At 71.1% G+C, this 21,138-nt stretch carries 17 protein-coding genes; 14 read left to right on the forward strand and 3 right to left on the reverse strand.

Annotated features, from left to right (window positions below):
- Positions 1-39 precede the first annotated feature (39 nt).
- From nuoF to E8D34_RS02000, 10 genes are read left to right on the forward strand one after another with little or no spacing between them, the layout of a single operon-like run.
- Complete coding sequence (gene nuoF / locus E8D34_RS01955) at positions 40-1,350, forward strand: NADH-quinone oxidoreductase subunit NuoF (protein ID WP_168929297.1); 1,311 nt, start codon at positions 40-42, stop codon at positions 1,348-1,350.
- Complete coding sequence (locus E8D34_RS01960; protein WP_136592863.1) at positions 1,347-3,791, forward strand: NADH-quinone oxidoreductase subunit G; 2,445 nt, start codon at positions 1,347-1,349, stop codon at positions 3,789-3,791. The genes nuoF and E8D34_RS01960 overlap by 4 nt, the downstream gene beginning before the upstream one ends.
- Complete coding sequence (gene nuoH / locus E8D34_RS01965) at positions 3,788-5,068, forward strand: NADH-quinone oxidoreductase subunit NuoH (protein ID WP_136592864.1); 1,281 nt, start codon at positions 3,788-3,790, stop codon at positions 5,066-5,068. The genes E8D34_RS01960 and nuoH overlap by 4 nt, the downstream gene beginning before the upstream one ends.
- Positions 5,061-5,672 (forward strand): NADH-quinone oxidoreductase subunit NuoI, encoded by a 612-nt coding sequence (gene nuoI / locus E8D34_RS01970; protein WP_136592865.1) that lies wholly within the window; start codon positions 5,061-5,063, stop codon positions 5,670-5,672. Before nuoH ends, nuoI begins: the two co-directional genes overlap by 8 nt.
- Complete coding sequence (locus E8D34_RS01975; protein WP_136592866.1) at positions 5,672-6,523, forward strand: NADH-quinone oxidoreductase subunit J; 852 nt, start codon at positions 5,672-5,674, stop codon at positions 6,521-6,523. Before nuoI ends, E8D34_RS01975 begins: the two co-directional genes overlap by 1 nt.
- Positions 6,520-6,813, forward strand: coding sequence for an NADH-quinone oxidoreductase subunit NuoK (gene nuoK / locus E8D34_RS01980; protein WP_136592867.1), 294 nt, complete (start codon positions 6,520-6,522; stop codon positions 6,811-6,813). Before E8D34_RS01975 ends, nuoK begins: the two co-directional genes overlap by 4 nt.
- A gap of 10 nt (positions 6,814-6,823) precedes the next feature.
- On the forward strand, positions 6,824-8,767 hold the full coding sequence (gene nuoL / locus E8D34_RS01985) for an NADH-quinone oxidoreductase subunit L (RefSeq protein ID WP_136592868.1): 1,944 nt from the start codon (positions 6,824-6,826) through the stop codon (positions 8,765-8,767).
- Positions 8,764-10,305, forward strand: a complete 1,542-nt coding sequence (locus E8D34_RS01990; RefSeq protein ID WP_136592869.1) for an NADH-quinone oxidoreductase subunit M — start codon at positions 8,764-8,766, stop codon at positions 10,303-10,305. Before nuoL ends, E8D34_RS01990 begins: the two co-directional genes overlap by 4 nt.
- On the forward strand, positions 10,305-11,906 hold the full coding sequence (nuoN, locus tag E8D34_RS01995) for an NADH-quinone oxidoreductase subunit NuoN (RefSeq protein ID WP_136592870.1): 1,602 nt from the start codon (positions 10,305-10,307) through the stop codon (positions 11,904-11,906). Before E8D34_RS01990 ends, nuoN begins: the two co-directional genes overlap by 1 nt.
- The gene (locus tag E8D34_RS02000) at positions 11,903-12,946 is read left to right on the forward strand and encodes a polyprenyl synthetase family protein (protein ID WP_136592871.1); all 1,044 of its coding nucleotides are present in this window, start codon (positions 11,903-11,905) and stop codon (positions 12,944-12,946) included. Before nuoN ends, E8D34_RS02000 begins: the two co-directional genes overlap by 4 nt.
- A 42-nt stretch (positions 12,947-12,988) precedes the next feature.
- Here E8D34_RS02000 and rarD read toward each other — a convergent pair whose 3' ends face one another.
- The 3 genes from rarD to E8D34_RS02015 all read right to left on the reverse strand — a co-directional run bounded on the left by rarD (position 12,989) and on the right by E8D34_RS02015 (position 17,073).
- Positions 12,989-13,897, reverse strand: a complete 909-nt coding sequence (rarD, locus tag E8D34_RS02005; RefSeq protein ID WP_136592872.1) for an EamA family transporter RarD — start codon at positions 13,895-13,897, stop codon at positions 12,989-12,991.
- Between the two features lie 81 nt (positions 13,898-13,978).
- Positions 13,979-15,100 (reverse strand): 2-oxoacid:ferredoxin oxidoreductase subunit beta, encoded by a 1,122-nt coding sequence (locus tag E8D34_RS02010; RefSeq protein WP_136592873.1) that lies wholly within the window; start codon positions 15,098-15,100, stop codon positions 13,979-13,981.
- Positions 15,097-17,073 (reverse strand): 2-oxoacid:acceptor oxidoreductase subunit alpha, encoded by a 1,977-nt coding sequence (locus E8D34_RS02015; RefSeq protein WP_346763600.1) that lies wholly within the window; start codon positions 17,071-17,073, stop codon positions 15,097-15,099. The genes E8D34_RS02010 and E8D34_RS02015 overlap by 4 nt, the downstream gene beginning before the upstream one ends.
- Positions 17,074-17,415: 342 nt before the next feature.
- Between E8D34_RS02015 and E8D34_RS02020 the strand changes: the two genes are divergently transcribed.
- From E8D34_RS02020 to E8D34_RS02035, 4 genes are read left to right on the forward strand one after another with little or no spacing between them, the layout of a single operon-like run.
- Positions 17,416-18,459 (forward strand): sulfate ABC transporter substrate-binding protein, encoded by a 1,044-nt coding sequence (locus E8D34_RS02020; protein ID WP_136592875.1) that lies wholly within the window; start codon positions 17,416-17,418, stop codon positions 18,457-18,459.
- Complete coding sequence (cysT, locus tag E8D34_RS02025) at positions 18,456-19,304, forward strand: sulfate ABC transporter permease subunit CysT (protein ID WP_136592876.1); 849 nt, start codon at positions 18,456-18,458, stop codon at positions 19,302-19,304. The genes E8D34_RS02020 and cysT overlap by 4 nt, the downstream gene beginning before the upstream one ends.
- Entirely contained in the window at positions 19,297-20,106 is an 810-nt protein-coding gene (locus E8D34_RS02030; protein WP_136592877.1) for a sulfate ABC transporter permease subunit, read from the forward strand. The genes cysT and E8D34_RS02030 overlap by 8 nt, the downstream gene beginning before the upstream one ends.
- A complete protein-coding gene (locus E8D34_RS02035) occupies positions 20,106-21,101 on the forward strand; it encodes a sulfate ABC transporter ATP-binding protein (protein WP_136592878.1) in 996 nt (331 codons plus the stop codon). Before E8D34_RS02030 ends, E8D34_RS02035 begins: the two co-directional genes overlap by 1 nt.
- Positions 21,102-21,138 lie beyond the last annotated feature (37 nt).

Below are 21,138 nucleotides of genomic sequence, written 5' to 3' on the forward strand. Positions count from 1 at the left end.
CGCTCCGCTCGCACCTCAACCACCGGGAGAGGACACTCCGTGACTGACACATTGACCCCGGTGCTCACCGAGATGTGGGACGTCGAGCGCGGCTGGACGCTCGACGCGTACGCCGCCAAGGGCGGCTACGCCTCGCTCGACGTCGCGTTCGGGATGGCGCCCGACGACGTGATCGCGGCGGTCAAGGACTCGGGCCTGCGCGGCCGCGGCGGCGCCGGCTTCCCGACCGGGATGAAGTGGTCCTTCATCCCGCAGGACAACCCCAAGCCGAAGTACCTCGTGGTCAACGCCGACGAGTCGGAGCCGGGGACCTGCAAGGACATCCCGCTGATGATGGGCAACCCGCACGTGCTGGTGGAGGGCGTGATCGTCTCCTCCTACGCGATCCGGGCCAACAAGGCGTTCATCTACATCCGCGGCGAGGTGCTGCAGCCGATCCGCCGGGTCCAGGCCGCGGTCGCCGAGGCGTACGCCGCCGGCCACCTCGGCAAGGACATCCACGGCTCCGGGTACGACCTCGACATCGTGGTGCACGCGGGCGCCGGTGCCTACATCTGCGGCGAGGAGACCGCGCTGCTCGAGGGCCTCGAGGGCCGCCGCGGCCAGCCGCGGCTGCGCCCGCCGTTCCCGGCGGTGGCCGGTCTCTACGCCAGCCCGACGGTGATCAACAACGTCGAGTCCATCGCCTCGGTGCCGGCCATCGTCACCAAGGGCGCCGACTGGTTCGCCTCGATGGGCACCGAGAAGTCCAAGGGCCACGGGATCTTCTCCCTCTCCGGGCACGTCACCAGGCCCGGCCAGTACGAGGCGCCGCTGGGGATCACGCTGCGCGAGCTGCTCGACCTGGCCGGCGGGGTCCGCGAGGGACACCAGCTGAAGTTCTGGACGCCGGGCGGCTCCTCGACGCCGCTGCTCACCGCGGAGCACCTCGACGTACCGCTGGACTTCGAAGGCGTCGGCGCCGCGGGGTCGATGCTCGGCACCCGCGCGCTGCAGATCTTCGACGACACCGTCTGCGTGGTCCGCGCCGTGCTGCGCTGGACGGAGTTCTACAAGCACGAGTCCTGCGGCAAGTGCACCCCGTGCCGCGAGGGCACCTGGTGGCTGGTGCAGGCGCTGACCCGGCTGGAGCACGGTGAGGGCAGCGAGGCCGACCTGGACCAGCTGCTCGACCAGTGCGACAACATCCTGGGCCGCTCGTTCTGCGCGCTCGGCGACGGGGCGACCAGCCCGGTGTCGAGCTCCATCCAGTACTTCCGGGACGAGTACCTGGCCCACCTGAGTGAGGGCGGGTGCCCGTTCGACCCCGCCCGGTCCACCGTCTTCGCCAGCCAGGAGGTGCGGGCATGAGCGAGCAAGCGAGCGGTGGGAAGAGCCCAGCCGCGACCCCGGGGAAGAGCCCCGAGCGGGCGGACCTGGTCACCGTCACGATCGACGGCGTCGAGGTGAACGTCCCCAAGGACACCCTGGTGATCCGCGCCGCGGAACAGGCCGGGATCCAGGTCCCGCGGTTCTGCGACCACCCGCTGCTGGCCCCGGTCGGCGCGTGCCGGCAGTGCCTTGTCGACGTGCCGGACGCGGGCAACGGCCGTGGCTTCCCCAAGCCGCAAGCCTCCTGCACGCTGCCGGTGGCCGAGGGCATGGTGGTGAGCACGCAGCTCACCAGCGCGGTCGCGGACAAGGCCCAGCAGGGCGTGATGGAGCTGCTGCTGATCAACCACCCGCTCGACTGCCCGGTCTGCGACAAGGGCGGTGAGTGCCCGCTGCAGAACCAGGCGATGTCGAACGGGCAGGGGGAGTCCCGCTTCTCCGACGCCCGCAACCACGGCACCAAGCGGACCTTCCCCAAGCCGATCAATCTCTCCCCGACCGTGCTGCTGGACCGGGAGCGCTGCATCGTCTGCCAGCGCTGCACCCGGTTCGCCGCGGAGATCGCCGGCGACCCGTTCATCGCGCTGGTCGAGCGCGGCGCCCAGCAGCAGATCGGCATCGCCGAGGACGCGCCGTTCCTCTCCTACTTCTCCGGCAACGTGATCCAGATCTGCCCGGTCGGCGCCCTCACCTCCGAGGAGTACCGGTTCCGGTCCCGCCCGTTCGACCTGGTCTCCAGCCCCGGCGTCGCCGAGCACGACGCCTGCGGCGCGGCGATCCGGGTCGACCACCGCCGTGGCAAGGTGATGCGCCGGATGGCCGGCGACGATCCGGACGTCAACGAGGAGTGGATCACCGACAAGGACCGGTTCGGCTTCGCCTACGCCCACGAGGCGGACCGCCTCACCTACCCGCAGGTCCGCGACGACGACGGCAGCCTGCGGCCCGCCTCCTGGCCCGAGGCCTTCACCGTGGCGGCCCGCGGCCTCGCCGCGGCGCGCGAGGCCGGCGGCGTCGGGGTGCTCACCGGCGGTCGGCTGACCGTCGAGGACGCCTACGCCTACAGCAAGTTCGCCCGGGTCGCGCTGGGCACCAACGACATCGACTTCCGTGCCCGGCCGCACTCGGCCGAGGAGGCCGCCTTCCTGGCCCAGCACGTGGCGCTGTCCGGTCCGGGCGACGGCGGGGTCAGCTACGCGGACCTGGAGTCGGCGAGCAAGGTCGTCCTCATCGGGCTCGAGCCGGAGGACGAGGCCGGCACGATCTTCCTCCGCCTGCGCAAGTCGGTCCTGGCCGGCGGCACCGAGGTGGTCGCGGTCTCCCCGTTCACCACCCGCGGGCTGGCCAAGCTCTCGGCGCGCGTGGTGCTCACGGCGCCCGGTGACGAGACCGCCGCGATCGCCGACCTGGCCGATGAGCTGGACGGCGACACCGTCGTGCTGGTGGGCGAGCGGCTGGCCGTCGTACCGGGGGCGCTGGGCAAGGCCCTCGAGGTCGCCGAGGCTGCCGGCGCGCGGCTGGCCTGGGTGCCGCGCCGCGCCGGTGACCGGGGCGCGGTTGAGGCCGGTTGCCTGCCGATCCTGCTGCCGGGCGGGCGCCCGGTGACGGTCGACGAGGCCCGGGTCGACCTGGCCGCGGCCTGGGGCGTGGAGACGCTGCCCGAGGAGCCCGGGCGGGACGCCGACGCGATCGTGGAGGCGCTGGTCACCGGCGACCTCGGCGGCCTGGTGATCGCCGGAGTGGACCCCGACGACACCCCGGATCCGCAGGCGACCCGCGACGCGATCGCGGCCGCCGGCTTCGTGGTCGCCTTCGACCTGCGCGACTCCGAGGTGACCGACCAGGCGGACGTGGTCTTCCCGGTCGCCCCGGTCACGGACAAGGCCGGCACCTTCGTCAACTGGGAGGGCCGGGTCCGGCCCTTCGAGGCCGCACTGCAGAACCCGGCCTCGCTGCCCGAGCTGCGGGCGCTGTCCGGGATCGCGGCCGAGCTCGGCGCGCCGCTGGGCTTCCGCACCGTCGAGGAGGTGCGCGCCGAGCTGGCGGCCGTCGGCCCGTGGGAGGGCGACGGCACGGTCGACCCGGCCGTGGGTGGCACCGAGGGCGACGCGGTGGCCGACGGCCTGCGCCTGGCCACCTGGAAGCAGTCGATCGACAACGCCGCGATGCTCGACGGCGACAAGTACCTGCGGGCCACCGCACGGCCCGTGGTCGCGCTGCTCCCGCCCGACCTGTACGACGCGCACGGGCCGACCGTCACCCTCACCGGTGACCGCGGCTCGGTGACGCTGCCGGCCGAGCCCTGCCCCGACCTCGTCGAGGGCGTGGTCTGGGTGCCGGCCAACTCGTTCGGGGCCGGCGTCCTCGCCGACCTCGCCTCACCCGGGAGCCGGGTCACGATCGAGGGAGGTGGCCGATGAGCCCGCTGGACGCCTTCGGGCAGGACCCGTGGTGGATCGTCGTCATCAAGGCGGTGCTGGTCTTCCTGGTGCTGGTGCTGCTGACGCTCTTCAACATCTGGTACGAGCGCCGCGTGGTGGCGCGGATGCAGCACCGGATCGGACCGAACGTCAACGGTCCCTTCGGCCTGCTCCAGTCGCTGGCCGACGGCGCGAAGCTGATGTTCAAGGAGGAGCTGATCCCGAAGGCCGCCGATCGCGTGGTCTTCCTGCTCGCCCCGCTGATCATCGTGATCCCCGCGTTCGTCACCTTCAGCGTGATCCCGTTCGGGCCCGAGGTGAACCTGTTCGGCGAGACCACGCCGCTGCAGCTGACCGACATGCCGGTCGCGGTGCTGTTCGTGATGGCGATCGCCTCGATCGGGATCTACGGGATCGTCCTCGCCGGCTGGTCCAGCGGGTCGACGTACTCGCTGCTCGGCGGCCTGCGCTCGAGCGCCCAGATGATCTCCTACGAGGTCGCGATGGGCCTGGCCCTGGTCGCGGTCTTCATGTACGCCGGGTCGATGTCGACCAGCGAGATCGTGGCCGCCCAGGACGACTTCTGGTTCGGGCTGATCCTGGCGCCGTCGTTCGTGATCTACATGATCGCGATGGTCGGTGAGACCAACCGGGCGCCGTTCGACCTGCCGGAGGCCGAGGGCGAGCTGGTCGGCGGCTTCCACACCGAGTACTCGAGCATGAAGTTCGCGATGTTCTTCCTGGCCGAGTACATCAACATGGCGACCGTCTCGGCGCTGGCGACCACCCTCTTCCTCGGCGGCTGGCACGCCCCCTTCTGGATCGACCGGGTCTGGGAGGGCGCCAACGAGGGCTACGTGCCGGTGATCTGGTTCTTCGGCAAGGTGCTCTTCTTCGTCTTCATCTTCATCTGGCTGCGCGGCACCCTGCCCCGCCTGCGCTACGACCAGTTCATGCACTTCGGCTGGAAGCGGCTGATCCCGATCTCGCTGGTCTGGATCGTGGCGGTGGCCACGCTGCGGGCCGCCCGCAACGACCTCGCCTTCGACCGGCAGACCGTGATGATCGCCGCCGGCATCCTGCTGGTGATCTTCCTGGCCCTCTACTTCGTGCCGGAGGGCAGGACGGAGGCGGTGGAGGACGAGGAGCCCGGGGCGCGCCCCGGCGCCTTCCCGACGCCGCCGATCCCGGACGGCGGCCCGGTGCGCGGCGCCGCCGCCGACCTGGTCTTCCCGTCCGCCCCCGATGTGACCGTCTCCGAGGTGCGCAATGGCTGACCGCGACAAGCCCGAGAAGAAGTCCGACCGGCCCACGCTCAAGGAGCAGTTCTGGGACCCGGTGGCCGGGTTCGGCGTCACCTTCCGGACGATGTTCCGCAAGGTCGTCACCGAGCAGTACCCGTACGAGAAGTTCCCCACCGCACCGCGGTTCCACGGCCGCCACCAGCTCAACCGCTGGCCCGACGGGCTGGAGAAGTGCGTGGGCTGCGAGCTCTGCGCCTGGGCCTGCCCCGCCGACGCCATCTACGTCGAGGGAGCGTCCAACAGCGACCTGCCCGACGAGGACGGGAACTCGCAGCGGTTCTCACCGGGGGAGCGGTACGGCCGCGTCTACCAGATCAACTACCTGCGCTGCATCCTCTGCGGGCTCTGCATCGAGGCCTGCCCGACCCGTGCGCTGACCATGACCAACGAGTACGAGCTCGCGGACACCAGCCGGGAGAGCCTGATCTACGAGAAGTCCGACCTGCTCGCCCCGCTGCTGCCCGGCATGGAGCAACCGCCGCACCCGATGCGGCTCGGCGACGACGAGGGTGACTACTACCGCGGCGAGTTCACCGCCACCGGAGAGACTCCGCGCGTCTCGGGAGGGGATGAGTGATGGTCGCGTTCTGGGTCCTGGCACCGATCATGGTGCTGGCCGCGCTCGGCGTGCTGTTCGTGCACAAGGCGGTGCACGCGGCGATGCTGCTGGCCGTCGTGATGATCTCCCTGGCCGTGCTCTACGCCGGGCTCGACGCGCCCTTCCTGTTCGCCGTGCAGATCATCGTCTACACCGGCGCGATCCTGATGCTCTTCCTGTTCGTGCTGATGCTGGTCGGCGTCGACGCGTCGGACTCCCTGGTGGAGACGATCCCCGGGCAGCGGCTGCTGGCCTGGGTGATCGGCGGCGCGTTCGCGGTGGTGCTGCTGATCGGGCTGAGCCAGCTCGCCTTCGGCACCGCCGTCGGCCTGGACGAGGCCAACGGCGAGGGCAACGTGCAGGCCCTGGCCAACCTGCTCTTCTCCCGCTACGTCTTCGCGTTCGAGGTGACCAGCGCGCTGCTGATCACCGCCGCGGTCGGCGCCATGGTCCTGGCCCACCGCGAGCGGCTCACCCCGAAGGTGGGCCAGGCGGAACTGGCCGCGCAGCGGATGCGGGACTTCACCGCGACCGGCAAGCCGCTGGGCCCGCTGCCCGCCCCCGGCGTCTACGCCCGGCACAACGCGGTGGACACGCCGGCGCTGCTGCCCGACGGCACCGCCGCGTCGCTCTCGGTCTCCCGCGTGCTCGCGGCCCGCGGCACGATGCAGGGCGTCATGGCCGACGACGTCGAGGAGATGTCCGAACAGCTCGGGGCCGACCCGTCGTCGATGCCGGATGCGAAGCAGGCGGGGAGCGAAGCGACCGGCGCCGGGCAATCGGGCAAGGGCGGGGTCACCGCCTCCAGCGAAGAGGACGTGCAGGCATGAGCGAGTACATCGTCCTCTCGGCGATCCTGTTCACCATCGGCGCGATCGGCGTGCTGACCCGACGCAACGCGATCGTGGTCTTCATGTGCGTGGAGCTGATGCTCAACTCCTGCAACCTCGCGTTCGTCGCGTTCGCACACCAGAACGGGAACCTCGACGGCCAGATCGCGGCGTTCTTCGTGATGGTGGTCGCCGCCGCCGAGGTGGTGGTCGGTCTCGCGATCATCATGACCATCTTCCGCACCCGCCGCTCGGCCTCGGTCGACGACGCCAGCCTGCTGAAGTTCTGAGGGGACGCCGATGTCTGCACTCGTGTCACTGGCTAGCGCCGCCGAGACCCACGCACCGGTGGTCGCGCCTGTCGACGCCTCCGGGGCGTTCAGCCTGCTCTGGGTGGTCATCGCCCTGCCGCTCGCCGGCGCAGCGATCCTGCTGCTCGGCGGGAGGCTGACCGACGCCTGGGGCCACCTGCTCGGCACCGCCACCGCGTTCGGCTCGTTCGCGATCAGCCTGGTGCTCTTCATCCAGCTCCTCGGCCGCGCCGAGGACGACCGGCAGATCTCCCAGCACCTCTACACCTGGTTCTCCGCCGGCGACCTCGACGTCGGGATGGACCTGCTCTACGACCCGCTCTCCTCGCTGTTCCTGCTGCTGATCACCGGCGTCGGGTCGCTGATCTTCCTGTACTCCAACGGGTACATGGCCCACGACCCGCGCCGGCGCCGGTTCTTCGCGTACCTGAACCTGTTCATGGCCGCGATGCTGATGCTGGTGCTGGCCGAGAACTACGTCGGGCTCTTCCTCGGCTGGGAGGGCGTCGGCCTGGCGTCGTACCTGCTGATCGGTTTCTGGCAGCACAAGCCGACCGCCGCGGCGGCCGCCAAGAAGGCCTTCGTGATGAACCGGGTCGGCGACATGGGCATGAGCCTCGGCATCTTCCTGATGTTCGTCACCTTCGGCAGCGTCAGCTTCACCACCATCAGCGAGCTGGCGCCCGGCGCCGAGGAGTCGACCCTGAACTGGATCGGCGTGCTGCTGCTGATCGGGGCCTGCGGCAAGTCCGCCCAGGTGCCGCTCCAGGCGTGGCTGCTCGACGCGATGGAGGGCCCGACGCCGGTCTCGGCGCTGATCCACGCCGCGACCATGGTCACCGCCGGCGTCTACCTGGTCGTCCGGTCCAACTTCATCTTCGAGCTGGCGCCCACCGCACAGACGGTGGTGGTCATCGTCGCCACGGTCACCCTGCTCTGGGGAGCGATCCTCGGCTGCGCCAAGGACGACATCAAGAAGACGCTGGCCGGCTCCACGATGAGCCAGATCGGCTACATGATGCTCGGCGCCGGGCTCGGCGTGGCCGGCTACGCGTTCGCGATCTTCCACCTGCTCACCCACGGCTTCTTCAAGGCGAACATGTTCCTCGGCGCCGGCTCCGTGATGCACGGCATGGACGACGACGTCGACATGCGCCACTACGGAGCCCTGCGCAAGGCGATGCCGATCACCTTCCTCACCTTCGCCATGGGCTACCTGGCGATCATCGGCTTCCCGGGCTTCTCCGGCTTCTGGTCCAAGGACAAGATCATCGAGGTCGCGCTCACCGAGAACTGGGTCGCCGGGACCTGCGCGCTGCTCGGCGCCGGCATCACCGGCTTCTACATGACCCGGCTGATGCTGATGACCTTCTTCGGCGAGAAGCGCTGGTCCGACGGCGTCCACCCGCACGAGAGCCCCGCGGTGATGACGATCCCGCTGATGGTGCTCGCGGCCCTCTCGGTCCTCGGCGGGCTGATGCTGCTCGGCGACTGGATCGTGGACTTCCTCAGCCCGGTGGTCGGCCACGCCGCGCACGAGGAACCGCCGCTCCCGGCGCTGGCGATCTCCGGCATCGCGGTGGCCGTGGTGGCCGTCGGCGTCCTCACGGCCTGGTGGTTCTTCGGCCGCCAGGCGGTGCCGCGCGAAGCCCCGCAGGAGGTCTCGTTCGTCACCCGCGCCGCCCGCGCCGACCTGTACGGCGACGCCATCAACGACACGCTGGTGGTGACGCCCGTGATGCGGACCGTGGACACCGCGGTCGCCGCCGACCACACGCTGGTCGACGGAGCCTTCGGCGGCGGGGGGACCGTGGTCACCGGCGTCGGCATCGGCCTACGCCGCCTGCAGACCGGCTACGTCCGCTCCTACGCCCTGTCCGTGCTCGTCGGAGCCCTGCTCCTCGTGCTGACCCTGGTGGCGGTGAACTGGTGAACGACTTCCCCATCCTCTCGGTGCTGGTCTGGCTGCCGCTGGTCGGCGCCGTCGTGGTGGCGCTCGCCCCCGCGGCACTGGCGCGGCAGCTCGGCCTCGTGGTCTCCCTGATCACCCTCGGGCTCGGCGCCGCGGTCGCGATCGGGTACGAGGCCGACGGCGGCCGGCAGTTCACCGAGACCCACGACTGGATCTCGGCGTTCGGGGTGCACTACGCGCTCGGCGTCGACGGCCTGGGCCTGCTGATGGTGCTGCTCACCGTGCTGCTGGTGCCGATCGTGCTGGTCGCGGAGTGGCACGACGCCAGCGCCGACGGCACCGCGGGTCCCAAGGCGTACGTCGCCTGGGCGCTGGCCCTCGAGGCGCTGGCGCTGGCGGTCTTCTGCGCCACGGACGTCTTCCTGTTCTACGTGGTCTTCGAGGCGACCCTGATCCCCGCCTACTTCCTGGTCGGCGGGTTCGGTCGCCCCGGTCGCGGCAGCGCGGCGCTGAAGTTCCTGATCTTCCAGCTCGCGGGCGGCCTGGTGCTGCTGGCGTCGGTGGTCGGGCTCTACGTGGTCTCCGCGCAGGCCGGCACGCCGTCGTACCTGCTCGGCGACCTGGAGCAGCTGGACATCCCGACCGATGTCGGGCGCTGGCTCTTCGTCGGCTTCTTCGTGGCGTTCGCGGTGAAGGCGCCGCTGTTCCCGGTGCACACCTGGCTGGCCGACACCACTGAGAAGGCGACCCCCGGCACCTCGGTGCTGCTGGTCTGCGTCCTCGACAAGATCGGCACCTTCGGCATGCTCCGCTTCTGCCTGGGGATCTTCCCCGAGGCCTCGGAGTGGGCCACCCCCGTGGTGATCACCCTCGCGCTGATCTCGATCGTGTACGGCGCCCTGCTGGCGATCGGCCAGGACGACGTCCTGCGCCTGGTCGGCCTCACCTCGCTGAGCCACTTCGGCCTGATCACGCTGGGCATCTTCGCCTTCACCAGCCAGGGCGGCACCGGAGCGATCCTCTACATGGTCAACCACGGCCTGGGCACCGCGGTGCTCTTCCTGACCGCCGGCTACGCGATCAAGCGCAGCGGCACCACGCTGATCAGCGGCATGGGCGGGCTGGAGAAGGTCGCGCCGGTGCTCGCGGGCCTGTTCCTGGTCGCCGGTCTGGCCACGCTGGGACTGCCCGGCCTGAGCCCGTTCGTCTCGGAGTTCATGGTCCTGCTGGCGGCGTTCGACTACCACTGGTGGGTCGGCCTGGTCGCGGTGACCGCGATCGTGCTCGCCGCGGTCTACGTCCTCTGGCTCTACCAGCGGTCCTTCACCGGGCCGACGCCCGACCGGTTCGACGACGTGTCGGACCTGGGCGTGCGCGAGGTCGGGGCGGTCGCGCCGCTGGTGCTGGCCCTCGTGCTGCTCGGGTTCTACCCGGCCCCGATGCTCGACGTCGCCGACCCGATGGTCGCCGACCTGTTCTCGCAGATCGGCGTGAGCGACGACCAACCGACCGTGGTCCAGGTGGAACCAGCCGGTGACGGCGTGGAGGAGGCGCACTGATGGAGTTCACCAAGCCCACCCTGGAGTACGCCGAGCTGATGCCGCTGCTCGTGGTGTTCGGCGCCGCCTGCCTCGGCGTGCTGGTCGAGGCGTTCCTGCCCCGCGGGGTCCGCCGGGCCGCGCAGCTGGTCGTCACGCTCGGCGGACTGGTCGGCGCGCTGGTCGTCACCGTCGTGGTCGGCCGCGGCCTGGACGGGCACGAGGGCGCCGCGGGTCAGGCGGCCAAGGGCCTGGTCGGAGCCGAGGGCAGCGTGATCGTCGACGGCCCGACGGTCTACCTGTGGGGTCTGGTCCTCGTCTTCGCCATCGCCGGCGCGCTGCTGTTCTCCGAGCGCCGGCTGGAGGGCGGTGTCTCCGGCTTCGCCGGCCAGGCGGCGGCCCTGCCGGGCACCGAGGCCGAGCGCGAGGCCTCCACGAAGGGCCTCGAGCACACCGAGGTCTACCCGCTGATGCTCTTCGCGACCGGCGGCATGTTGCTCTTCCCGGCCTCGGGCGACCTGCTGGTGATGTTCGTGGCGCTCGAGGTGCTCTCGCTGCCGCTCTACCTGCTCTGCGGGCTGGCGCGCCGCCGCCGCCTGCTCAGCCAGGAGGCCGCGATGAAGTACTTCCTGCTCGGCGCGTTCTCCTCCGGCTTCTTCCTCTACGGCGCCGCGCTGGTCTACGGGTACTCGGGCGCGATGGACTTCGCCGGGATCAACGCCGCCATCCGCGCGGGGGCCGCCAACGAGGGCCTGCTGCTGGCCGGCATCGCGCTGCTGTCGGTGGGCCTGCTGTTCAAGGTGGGCGCGGTGCCGTTCCACTCCTGGACCCCGGACGTCTACCAGGGCGCCCCGACCGCGGTGACGGCCTTCATGGCGGCCGGCACCAAGATCGCCGCCTTCGGCGCGATGGCCCGGCTGCTCTACGTGGCCTTCGACGGCGAGCGCTGGAGCTGGCAGCCGATGCTGTGGGTGGTCGCCATCCTCAGCATGGTGGTCGGCGCGATGCTGGCGATCCCGCAGACCGACGTGAAGCGGATGCTCGCCTACTCCTCGGTGGCGCACAGCGGCTTCATCCTCACCGGTGTGCTGGGTGCGCAGAGCGCCGGGTTGCTGGCCGAGGGCCAGTACTCCGCGCTGGACGGCGTGCTGTTCTACCTGACCGCGTACGGCTTCTCGATGGTCGGCGCGTTCGCGATCGTGACCCTGGTCCGCGACGCCGGGGGCGAGGCCACCGGCTTCGGCCACTGGGCCGGCCTGGGCAAGCGGTCGCCGCTGGTGGCGGGCGCCTTCGCGTTCTTCCTGCTGTCGATGGCCGGGATCCCGCTCACGGCCGGGTTCATCGGCAAGTGGGCCGTCTTCACCTCGGCGATGTCGGCCGGCGCCTGGCCCGTGGTGCTGGTGGCGATCGCGTCGAGCATCATCGCGGTGTTCTTCTACGTCCGCTACGTGCGCCTGATGTTCTTCAGCGACGCCGAGCCGCACGAGGAGGGCGCGGTCGTGATCGCCTCGCCGTTCACCACGGTCACCGTCGGGGTGTGCCTGCTGGCGACGCTCCTGCTGGGCGTCGTACCGGGGCCGGTGCTCGACCTCGTGGTGGGTACGGGAGACTTCATCAGGTGACCCCTCCTGTTCAGGACCGACCGGCGCCCGAGGCCACGGCCGAGCTGGCGCTGCCCATCGACGACGCCGACCTGGCGAAGCGCCTGCGCGAGCGGCTCGCGGAGGTGGAGACGGCGCTGTTCGAGCACGCGACCAGCCGGGCGCCGTTCGTCACCGAGGCGGCCCGGCACCTGCTGGCCGCGGGCGGCAAGCGGTTCCGGCCGCTGCTGGTGCTGCTGGCCGCCGAGGCGGGCCCCCGCCCGGACGCCGAGGAGGTGCTGACGGCGGCCAGCGTCGTGGAGATCACCCACGTGGGCTCGCTCTACCACGACGACGTGATGGACGAGGCCGACCTGCGCCGCGGCGCGGACTCGGCGAACTCGCGGTGGGACAACCTGGTCGCGATCCTGACCGGCGACTTCCTGTTCGCCAAGTCCTCGGAGCTGACCTCGCGGCTCGGGCCCGACGCGGTGCGAATCCAGGCCGAGACCTTCACCCGCCTGGTGGAGGGCCAGATCCTGGAGACCGTCGAGCCGGGGCCCGACGAGGACGCGCTGGCGCACTACCTCGAGGTGGTCGCCGGCAAGACCGGCTCGCTGATCGCGACGTCGGCCCACTACGGCGCGCTGTTCTCCGGCGCGGAGCCGGAGGTGGTCACCGCGCTGACCGAGTACGGCGAGCTCGTCGGCACCGCCTTCCAGCTCTCCGACGACATCCTCGACATCGCCTCGGAGAGCGAGGAGTCCGGCAAGACCCCGGGCACCGACCTGCGCGAGGGCGTGCCGACGCTGCCGGTGCTGATCGCGCGCGCCTCCACCGACCCCGCCGACGCCCGGCTGCTGGAGCTGCTCGACCCGCAGAGGACCGACCTGGCCGCCGACGCCGAGGCCCACGCCGAGGCCCTCGAGCTGCTCCGCAAGCACCCGGCGATGGACGAGGCCCAGGCCTACGTGGTCGCCCGGGCGCAGGAGGCCAAGCAGCTGCTGGCGGTGCTGCCGCAGGGTTCGGTGCGTGCCGCGCTGGAGGCCTTCGCCGACGTGGTGGCGATCCGCTCGGCCTGATCCGCCGCGTGCCGGCGGTGGGCGTCGTCGGGCCTGAGCCTGCTAGGCGGCGGTCGCCTCGGCGACCATCGCGAGCTGGGTCCTGCGGTAGCGCAGCGCCTCCCAGGTGAAGAGCGTCAGCGCGAGCCAGACGAGGACGAACCCGATCCAGCGGCCGGGGGGCATGTGCTCGCCGATCACCGTGATCCCGAGGGTGAACTGCAGGATCGGTGCGAGGTACTGGATCAGGCCCAGCGAGGTGAGTGAGATGCGCGTCGCCGCGGCACCGAAGAAGAGCAACGGCACGGCCGTGACGACCCCGGTGGACAGCAGCAGCGCGACGTGCGCGGGGCCCTCCCCGGCGAGGTGCGCCCCGCCGCCGGCGCCGAGCACGGCGAGGTAGGCCAGCGCGAAGGGCGCCATGACGGAGGTCTCGAACGCCAGGCTCTCGACGGCGCCCGCGCCGGCCGTCTTCTTGGCCAGGCCGTAGGTGCCGAAGGAGAAGGCCAGCACCAGGGCGACGTACGGCGGCCGCCCGTAGTCGACGGTGAGCACGACCACCGCGGCGAACCCGATGCTCAGGGCCAGCCACTGGCCCGGGCGCAGCCGTTCGCCGAGGATGAGCACGCCCATCAGCACGGTCACCAGCGGGTTGATGAAGTAGCCGAGCGAGGTCTCGACGACCCGGCCGGTGTTGACCCCGAAGATGTAGGTGCCCCAGTTGACGGTGATCGTCACCGCTCCCACCACGAGGAGCAGAGTCGTACGGCGGTCGTCGAGGATCGCGCGGATCTGCGGCAGGTGCCGGGTGGCCAGCACCACCAGGCCCATGGTCAGCGCCGACCAGACGATCCGGTGGGCGAGGATCTCGACCGGGCCGCTGGGCTCGAGCAGCGGCCAGTAGAGCGGGAAGAGTCCCCAGAGGAGGTAGCTGACCACCCCGAACAGCAGCCCCCGGCGCGACTCCGACACCGCGTCAGCATAGGTGCCGACGCACGCGGGCCCCGTCCGTGGTGGACGGGGCCCGCGTGGCGGTACGGCGTGGCGGTCGGATCAGGCGACGGTCCAGGTGTCGCCGGCGCTGATCAGCGCCGCCAGGCGCTCCTCGGCGCTGCCCGCGGAGGCGGCCTGGGCGTGCGCCACCTGGGCGCGCGCCTGGTCGTCGTACGTCGGCTTCTCGACCTGGCGGAAGATCCCGATCGGCGAGCGGTTCAGGTAGCCGGCGTCGGTGAGCCGGCTGATCGCGAACGCCTGGGAGGGGTCGGGGTCGGCGGCGTCGTGGACCAGCAGGTCCTCGACCGCCACCGAGGCGGTGTCGACCACCTCGACGCTGCCCCCGGCGGTCCGGACCAGCGCCTTGTCGCCCAGCCCGGTCTCGTCGTCGCGGACGCCGAAGGTGATCGGCTGGCCGTCCACGAGCGGGATCACGGCGTGCTGGGCGGAGTCGCGGTCGAAGTCGCCCATGCCCTTGATCGCGTCGAACGCGCCGTCGTTGAAGATCGGGCAGTTCTGGTAGATCTCGACGAGCGAGGTGCCCCGGTGGGCGGCCGCCGCGGCGAGCACCGAGGTGAGGTGCTTGCGGTCGGAGTCGATGGTCCGGGCCACGAAGGTCGCCTCGGCGCCGAGCGCCAGGGAGACCGGGTTGAACGGGTTGTCGATCGAGCCGACCGGGGTCGACTTGGTCACCTTGCCGGTCTCGGAGGTGGGGGAGTACTGCCCCTTGGTCAGGCCGTAGATCCGGTTGTTGAACAGCAGGATCGTCATGTTCACGTTGCGGCGCAGCGCGTGGATCAGGTGGTTGCCGCCGATCGAGAGCGCGTCGCCGTCGCCGGTGACCACCCAGACCGACAGGTCCTCGCGCGCGGTCGCGATGCCGGTGGCGATCGACGGCGCGCGCCCGTGGATGGAGTGCATGCCGTAGGTGTCGAGGTAGTACGGGAAGCGCGAGCTGCAGCCGATCCCGGAGACGAAGACGATGTTCTCGCGACGCAGGCCGAGGTCGGGCAGGAAGGACTGGACGGCCTTGAGCACGGCGTAGTCGCCGCAGCCGGGGCACCAGCGGACCTCCTGGTCGCTGGAGAACTCCTTGGCGGTCTGGGTCTGGCCCTCGGCCAGCGCCGGGACGCCGTCGGTGCCGGCGCGCAGCACGGGCAGGGGAAGATCGGTGGTGCTCATCGGAGCGGTGCCTCCTCGTGGTCGGCGGGCGGGTTGGCGCCGTGCTCACCGAGATCCACGGGGATCTCCTCGGCCTCGGCGACCAGGTGGCCGATGGCCTCGGCGAGCTCGGCCGCCTTGAGCGGGAGGCCGTAGACGTGGTTGTAGCCGACGGCGTCGACGAGGTACTCGGCGCGCAGCAGGCGGGAGAGCTGGCCGAGGTTCATCTCGGGGACCAGCACCTTGTCGTAGCGCTTCAGGATCGCGCCCAGGTCCTTCGGGAACGGGTTGAGGTGGCGCAGGTGGACCTGCGCGACGTTGTACCCGGCGCGGCGGACACGGCGGGCGGCGGCGCCGATCGGACCGTACGTCGAGCCCCAGCCGATCACCAGCACCTTCGCGGCGCCGGACGGGTCGTCGACCTCGAGCGGCGGCAGCGACTCGGCGATCCGGTCGATCTTGGCCTGGCGCGTCCGGACCATCAGGTCGTGGTTGGCGGGGTCGTAGGAGATGTTCCCGTGGCCCTCGCCCTTCTCCAGGCCGCCGATCCGGTGCTCCAGGCCCGCGGTGCCGGGCACCGCCCAGGGGCGGGCCAGCGTCTCGGGGTCGCGCAGGTAGGGCCAGAACTCGTCCGGCTCCTCGCTCCCGCTCGCGGCGCTCTTGGCCGAGACGTGGTTGGGGCCGGTGGCGAACGCGGGGTCGATCGCGGGCAGCTCGTCGACGGCCGGGATCTGCCACGGCTCGGACCCGTTGGCCAGGTAGCCGTCGGACAGCAGCATCACCGGGGTCCGGTAGGTGACCGCGATCCGGGCGGCCTCGACCGCCGCGGCGAAGCAGTCGCCGGGCGACTGGGGCGCCACGATCGGCACCGGCGCCTCGCCGTTGCGGCCGTACATGGCCTGCATCAGGTCGGCCTGCTCGGTCTTGGTGGGCAGGCCGGTGGAGGGACCGCCGCGCTGCACGTCGACGATCACCAGCGGCAGCTCGGTCATCACGGCGAGGCCGATCGCCTCGGACTTCAGCGCGATGCCGGGACCGGAGGTGGTGGTGATGCCCAGCGCACCGGCGAAGGCGGCGCCGATGGCGGAGCCGATGCCGGCGATCTCGTCCTCGGCCTGGAGCGTGGTGACGCCGAACGCCTTGTGCTTCGACAGCTCGTGCAGGATGTCCGAGGCCGGGGTGATCGGGTAGGAGCCCAGGAAGACCGGGAGCCCGGAGCGGACTCCGGCGGCGACCAGACCGTAGGAGAGCGCCAGGTTGCCGGTGATGTTGCGGTAGGTGCCGGGCGCCAGGGCGGCGGGCTTGATCTCGTACTGGACCACGAACGTCTCGGTGGTCTCGCCGAAGTTCCAGCCGGCCTTGAAGGCGGCGATGTTGGCGTCGCGGATGTCGGGCTTCTTGGCGAACTTCTTCTCCACGAAGGCCACGGTCGGCTCGGTGGGCCGGCCGTACATCCAGGACAGCAGGCCGAGGGCGAACATGTTCTTGGACCGGCCGGCGTCCTTGCGGGAGAGCCCGAACTCCTTGACCGCCTCGACGGTCATGCCGGTCAGGTCGAGGGTGAAGACGTTGAACTCACCGAGCTGGTCGTTGGCGTCGCCGAGCTGGTCGAGCGGGTTCGTGGCGTAGCCGGCCTTGTCCAGGTTGCGCTTGGTGAAGTCGTGGGTGTCCACGATGATCGTGGCGCCCCGCGGCAGGTCGCCGACGTTGGCCTTCAGGGCGGCCGGGTTCATCGCGACCAGCACGTCGGGACGGTCGCCGGCGGTCAGGATGTCGTGGTCGGCGAAGTGGATCTGGAACGACGAGACGCCGGGCAGCGTGCCCTGGGGTGCGCGGATCTCCGCCGGGAAGTTCGGCAGGGTCACCAGGTCGTTGCCGAAGACGGCCGACTCCTGGGTGAACCTGTCGCCGGTCAGCTGCATGCCGTCGCCGGAATCGCCGGCGAACCGGATGATCACCCGATCGAGCTGCTTGACCTGCTTGGTCTGGTTCACGTCGATCTACTTCCCTCGTCCTGGGGCGTGCAGGTGCCGCCTCGCACCCGCCGCCCATTCTAGAACCTGTTCCACTTCTTGGCGCGCGTTCTGGGTAGCAGGCTGGACAGCTGTCCAGCCTGCCGCGAGCGCACCACACAAGGATAAACGGCAAAATCATATATTCCTTGGCGATGCTCGCTCCTTGAGCGTGGCGCGCCTCGCCGCACGACTGTGCATGGGCGCGCCGCACGACTCGCCAGCGCCCCCGGCTTGCCAATCTATGTCTTTAAAGACTAGTAATCTGCTTGAGTTAATTCAGACGGGTCGATTCGATCGGCCCCCAGGCACAGGAGCTGTGACATGAAGCGGACGATGAAGGCGGCGGCGCTGGCGGTGACCGGGACGGTCGCGCTGGCCGGCTGCACCTCGACCGGTGCGGCGAGCACGGGCAGCGACCTGGCGGTGGTCGCGTTCTCGGTGATGGAGACCGCCAACGCGGGGGTCTACGACGCCTTCGAGCGGACCGATGCGGGCGCCGACGTGAGCTTCGCGCCGTCGTACGGGCCCTCGGGGGACCAGAGCCGCGCGGTCGTCGCCGGCGCCCGGGCCGACGTGGTGCACTTCTCGCTCGAGACCGACGTCACCCGCCTGGTCGACGAGGGACTGGTCGCCGAGGACTGGCGGGACACCCCGACCGAGGGCATCGCCACCTCCTCGGTGGTCGTGCTGGTGGTCCGCGAGGGCAACCCGCTGGGCATCACCGGGTGGGACGACCTGGTGAAGCCGGGCGTCGAGCTGGTCACCCCCAACCCGGGTTCCTCGGGTGCCGCGCGCTGGAACATCCTCGCCGCGTGGGCGCACGTGATCGGCAACGGCGGGACCGAGGCCGAGGCGAAGGAGTACGTGGCCGAGCTCCTCGCCCACACCCCGGTGCTGCCCGCCTCGGGCCGGGAGGCGACCTCCGCCTTCGTCGAGGGCGACCAGGACGTGCTGCTCTCCTACGAGAACGAGGCGATCCTGGCCAAGCAGAACGGCGAGGCCATCGACTACGTCGTCCCCGAGGACACCCTGCTGATCCAGAACCCGGCGGCGGTCACCGTCGGCGCCGCGGACGGCGCCCAGGAGTTCCTGGACTTCATGGAGTCCGCGCCGGCCCAGGAGCTGTACGCCGGCTTCGGCTTCCGCCCGGTCGACGGCGTCGACGGCGTCGAGCTGCCCGAGGTGCCGGGTGCCAACGACCCGGCCGACCCGTTCCCGGCCCCGGCGCAGCTGTTCACCATCGACGGCGACTTCGGCGGCTGGGGCGAGGCGGGCGACAAGTTCTTCGCCGACGGCGAGGACGGCGAGCCGGTCGGGATCATCCCCGCGCTGATCGCGGCGTCGGGGTCGGAGGCCGTGGAATGACCGCCGTCCCCCTGACGGAGAGGCCAGCCCGCCTGCGGCGGCGCCGGTCGGGTGCCGCCACGAACCTGACGCCCGCCTCCTCGCTCGCGCTGGGAGTCTCGGTGACCTGGTTCAGCCTGCTGGTGCTGATCCCGCTCACCGCGGTGGTGGTGGCGGCGAGCGAGCGCGGCTGGGCCGGCTACTGGGACACGGTCACCAGCCCGCAGACCCTGGCCGCGATCCGGCTGACGGTCGGCCAGGCGCTGCTGGTCACCGGGCTGAACGTGGTGATGGGCACGATCATCGCCTGGGTGCTGGTCCGCGACCGGTTCCGGGGCCGCGCGGTGCTCGACGTGGTGATCGACATCCCGTTCGCGCTGCCGACGATCGTCGCCGGCCTGGTGCTGCTCGGCCTCTACGGCCCCTCCAGCCCGCTGGGCCTGGACTGGGCCTACACCGAGCGCGCGGTCACGCTGGCGCTGGCCTTCGTCACGCTGCCGTTCGTCGTACGGACCGTGCAGCCGGTGCTCGGCGAGCTCGAGCCCGACGCCGAGGAGGCCGCCGCCTCGCTCGGCGCCGACCGGCGCACGATCCTGCGCCGCGTGGTGCTGCCGGCGCTGGTGCCCGCGATCGCCGCCGGCGCCGCGCTCTCCTTCGCCCGCGCGATCGCGGAGTACGGATCGCTGGTGCTGCTCAGCGGCAACCGTCCGTTCGACACCGAGGTGGTCTCGGTCCGGGTGCTCACCTACGTCGAGAACGGCAGCACGGCGTCCGCGGCCGCGGTGGCCAGCCTGATGCTGGCCGTGGCGCTGCTCGTGATCGTCACCCTGGACATCGTGCAGAGGCGGGTGAGCCGCCGTGGTTGAGGTGACCACCCCGGTGCGCTGGCTGCTGCGGCTGGTGGCCGTCGGCTACGTCGCCCTGCTCGTGGCCTGGCCCGTCTCCACGGTGGTCCGGGAGGCGTTCGCCGACGGCGTGGCACCGGTGCTCGGCCTGGTCGGCGACCCGCACGTCGCCCACGCACTGCTGCTGACCGCGCAGGTCGCGGTCCAGGCGGTGCTGATCAACCTGGTCTTCGGCGTGACCATCTCGATCCTGCTGGTCCGCTACGAGTTCCCCGGCAAGCGTCTGCTCTCGGCGCTCGTCGACCTGCCGATGGCGGTCTCGCCGGTCGTCGTCGGCCTCGCCCTGCTGCTGGTCTACAACGGCCGCACCGGCTGGTTCGGCCCGACGCTGGAGCAGTGGGGTATCCAGGTGATCTTCAGCGGCCCCGGCATGGTGATGGCGACCTGCTTCGTGGCGCTTCCGCTGGTGATCCGCGAGGTGGTGCCCGTGCTCACCGAGATCGGCGACGAGCAGGAGCAGGCCGCCCGCAGCCTCGGCGCCAACGGCCGGCAGACCTTCTGGCGGATCACCCTGCCCAGCATCAAGTGGGCCGTCGTGTACGGCGTCGTGCTCAGCCTGGCCCGCTCCCTCGGCGAGTTCGGCGCGGTCAAGATCGTGTCGGGCAACGTCGTCGACCGGACCCAGACAGCCACCCTGCTGGTCGAGACCCAGTACCAGGGCTTCCAGCAGTCCTCGGCGTACGCCGTCTCCTTCGTGCTCGCCTTCGTGAGCGTGCTCTGCATCGTCGTCGTCTCCATCCTCCGACCCAAGGAGAACCACTGATGTCCATCGAGGTTCGCAACATCACCAAGAAGTACGGCGACTTCCACGCCCTGGACGACGTCAGCGTCTCGCTGCCGACCGGCCAGCTGACCGCCCTGCTCGGGCCCTCGGGCGGCGGCAAGTCGACGCTGCTGCGGATCATCGCCGGGCTCGACACCGCCGACTCCGGCACGGTGGTCATCGAGGGCGTCGACGCCACGCGGCTGCCTCCGCAGCAGCGCAACGTCGGCTTCGTCTTCCAGCACTACGCGGTCTTCAAGCACATGACCGTGGCCAAGAACGTCGCGTTCGGCATGGAGATCCGCAAGCGGCCGCGCGCCGAGGTCAGGCGCCGGGTCGAGGAGCTGCTGGAGCTGGTCCACCTGGCGCCGTTCGCGCACCGGATGCCCTCCCAGCTCTCCGGCGGTCAGCGGCAGCGGATGGCGCTGGCCCGCGCGCTCGCGGTGGAGCCCAGCGTGCTGCTGCTCGACGAGCCGTTCGGGGCGCTGGACGCCAAGGTCCGCAAGGAGCTGCGCGACTGGCTGCGCCGGTTGCACGACGAGGTGCACGTGACCACCGTGTTCGTCACCCACGACCAGGAGGAGGCGATGGAGGTCGCCGACGAGATCGTGGTCGTCAACGGCGGCCGGATCGAGCAGGTCGGCAGCCCCGACCAGCTCTACGACGAGCCGGCGAACGACTTCGTGATGGGCTTCCTCGGCGACGTCACCGTGCTGGGGGCGCTGCGGCTGCGGCCGCACGACATCGACGTGGCGGTGCAGCCCGGCCAGGCCGGGGCGCTGCCCGGACGGGTGGTCCGGATGCTCCGGGTCGGCTTCGAGATGCGGCTCACCGTCGAGCTCGACGACTCGGTGGCCGCGCACCACCGCGGCGGCCCCGTCTCGGTGGTGCTCACCCGCAGCCACGCGCACGCGCTCGACCTCGAGCTCGGCAGCCGGGTCTGGCTGACGCCGGCCGTCGGGGCGACCACGGTGCCGGCGATGGTCGCCGTCTGAGCCGAGCCGGGCATCGGGTTCCATCGAGCCGGGGGTT

Origin of the sequence: Nocardioides sp. GY 10113, assembly GCF_004919105.1 — a bacterium.
Classification (GTDB): domain Bacteria; phylum Actinomycetota; class Actinomycetes; order Propionibacteriales; family Nocardioidaceae; genus Nocardioides.

What these genes read in the sequence shown, in the direction of transcription:
- E8D34_RS02035 (WP_136592878.1), top strand. Translation starts at nt 20,106, where the DNA reads ATGTCCATCGAGGTTCGCAACATCACCAAGAAGTACGGCGACTTCCAC.
- E8D34_RS02020 (WP_136592875.1), top strand. Translation starts at nt 17,416, where the DNA reads ATGAAGCGGACGATGAAGGCGGCGGCGCTGGCGGTGACCGGGACGGTC.
- cysT (WP_136592876.1), top strand. Translation starts at nt 18,456, where the DNA reads ATGACCGCCGTCCCCCTGACGGAGAGGCCAGCCCGCCTGCGGCGGCGC.
- nuoN (WP_136592870.1), top strand. Translation starts at nt 10,305, where the DNA reads ATGGAGTTCACCAAGCCCACCCTGGAGTACGCCGAGCTGATGCCGCTG.
- E8D34_RS01975 (WP_136592866.1), top strand. Translation starts at nt 5,672, where the DNA reads ATGGTCGCGTTCTGGGTCCTGGCACCGATCATGGTGCTGGCCGCGCTC.
- nuoK (WP_136592867.1), top strand. Translation starts at nt 6,520, where the DNA reads ATGAGCGAGTACATCGTCCTCTCGGCGATCCTGTTCACCATCGGCGCG.
- nuoL (WP_136592868.1), top strand. Translation starts at nt 6,824, where the DNA reads ATGTCTGCACTCGTGTCACTGGCTAGCGCCGCCGAGACCCACGCACCG.
- E8D34_RS01960 (WP_136592863.1), top strand. Translation starts at nt 1,347, where the DNA reads ATGAGCGAGCAAGCGAGCGGTGGGAAGAGCCCAGCCGCGACCCCGGGG.
- nuoI (WP_136592865.1), top strand. Translation starts at nt 5,061, where the DNA reads ATGGCTGACCGCGACAAGCCCGAGAAGAAGTCCGACCGGCCCACGCTC.
- E8D34_RS02010 (WP_136592873.1), bottom strand. Translation starts at nt 15,100, where the DNA reads ATGAGCACCACCGATCTTCCCCTGCCCGTGCTGCGCGCCGGCACCGAC.
- nuoH (WP_136592864.1), top strand. Translation starts at nt 3,788, where the DNA reads ATGAGCCCGCTGGACGCCTTCGGGCAGGACCCGTGGTGGATCGTCGTC.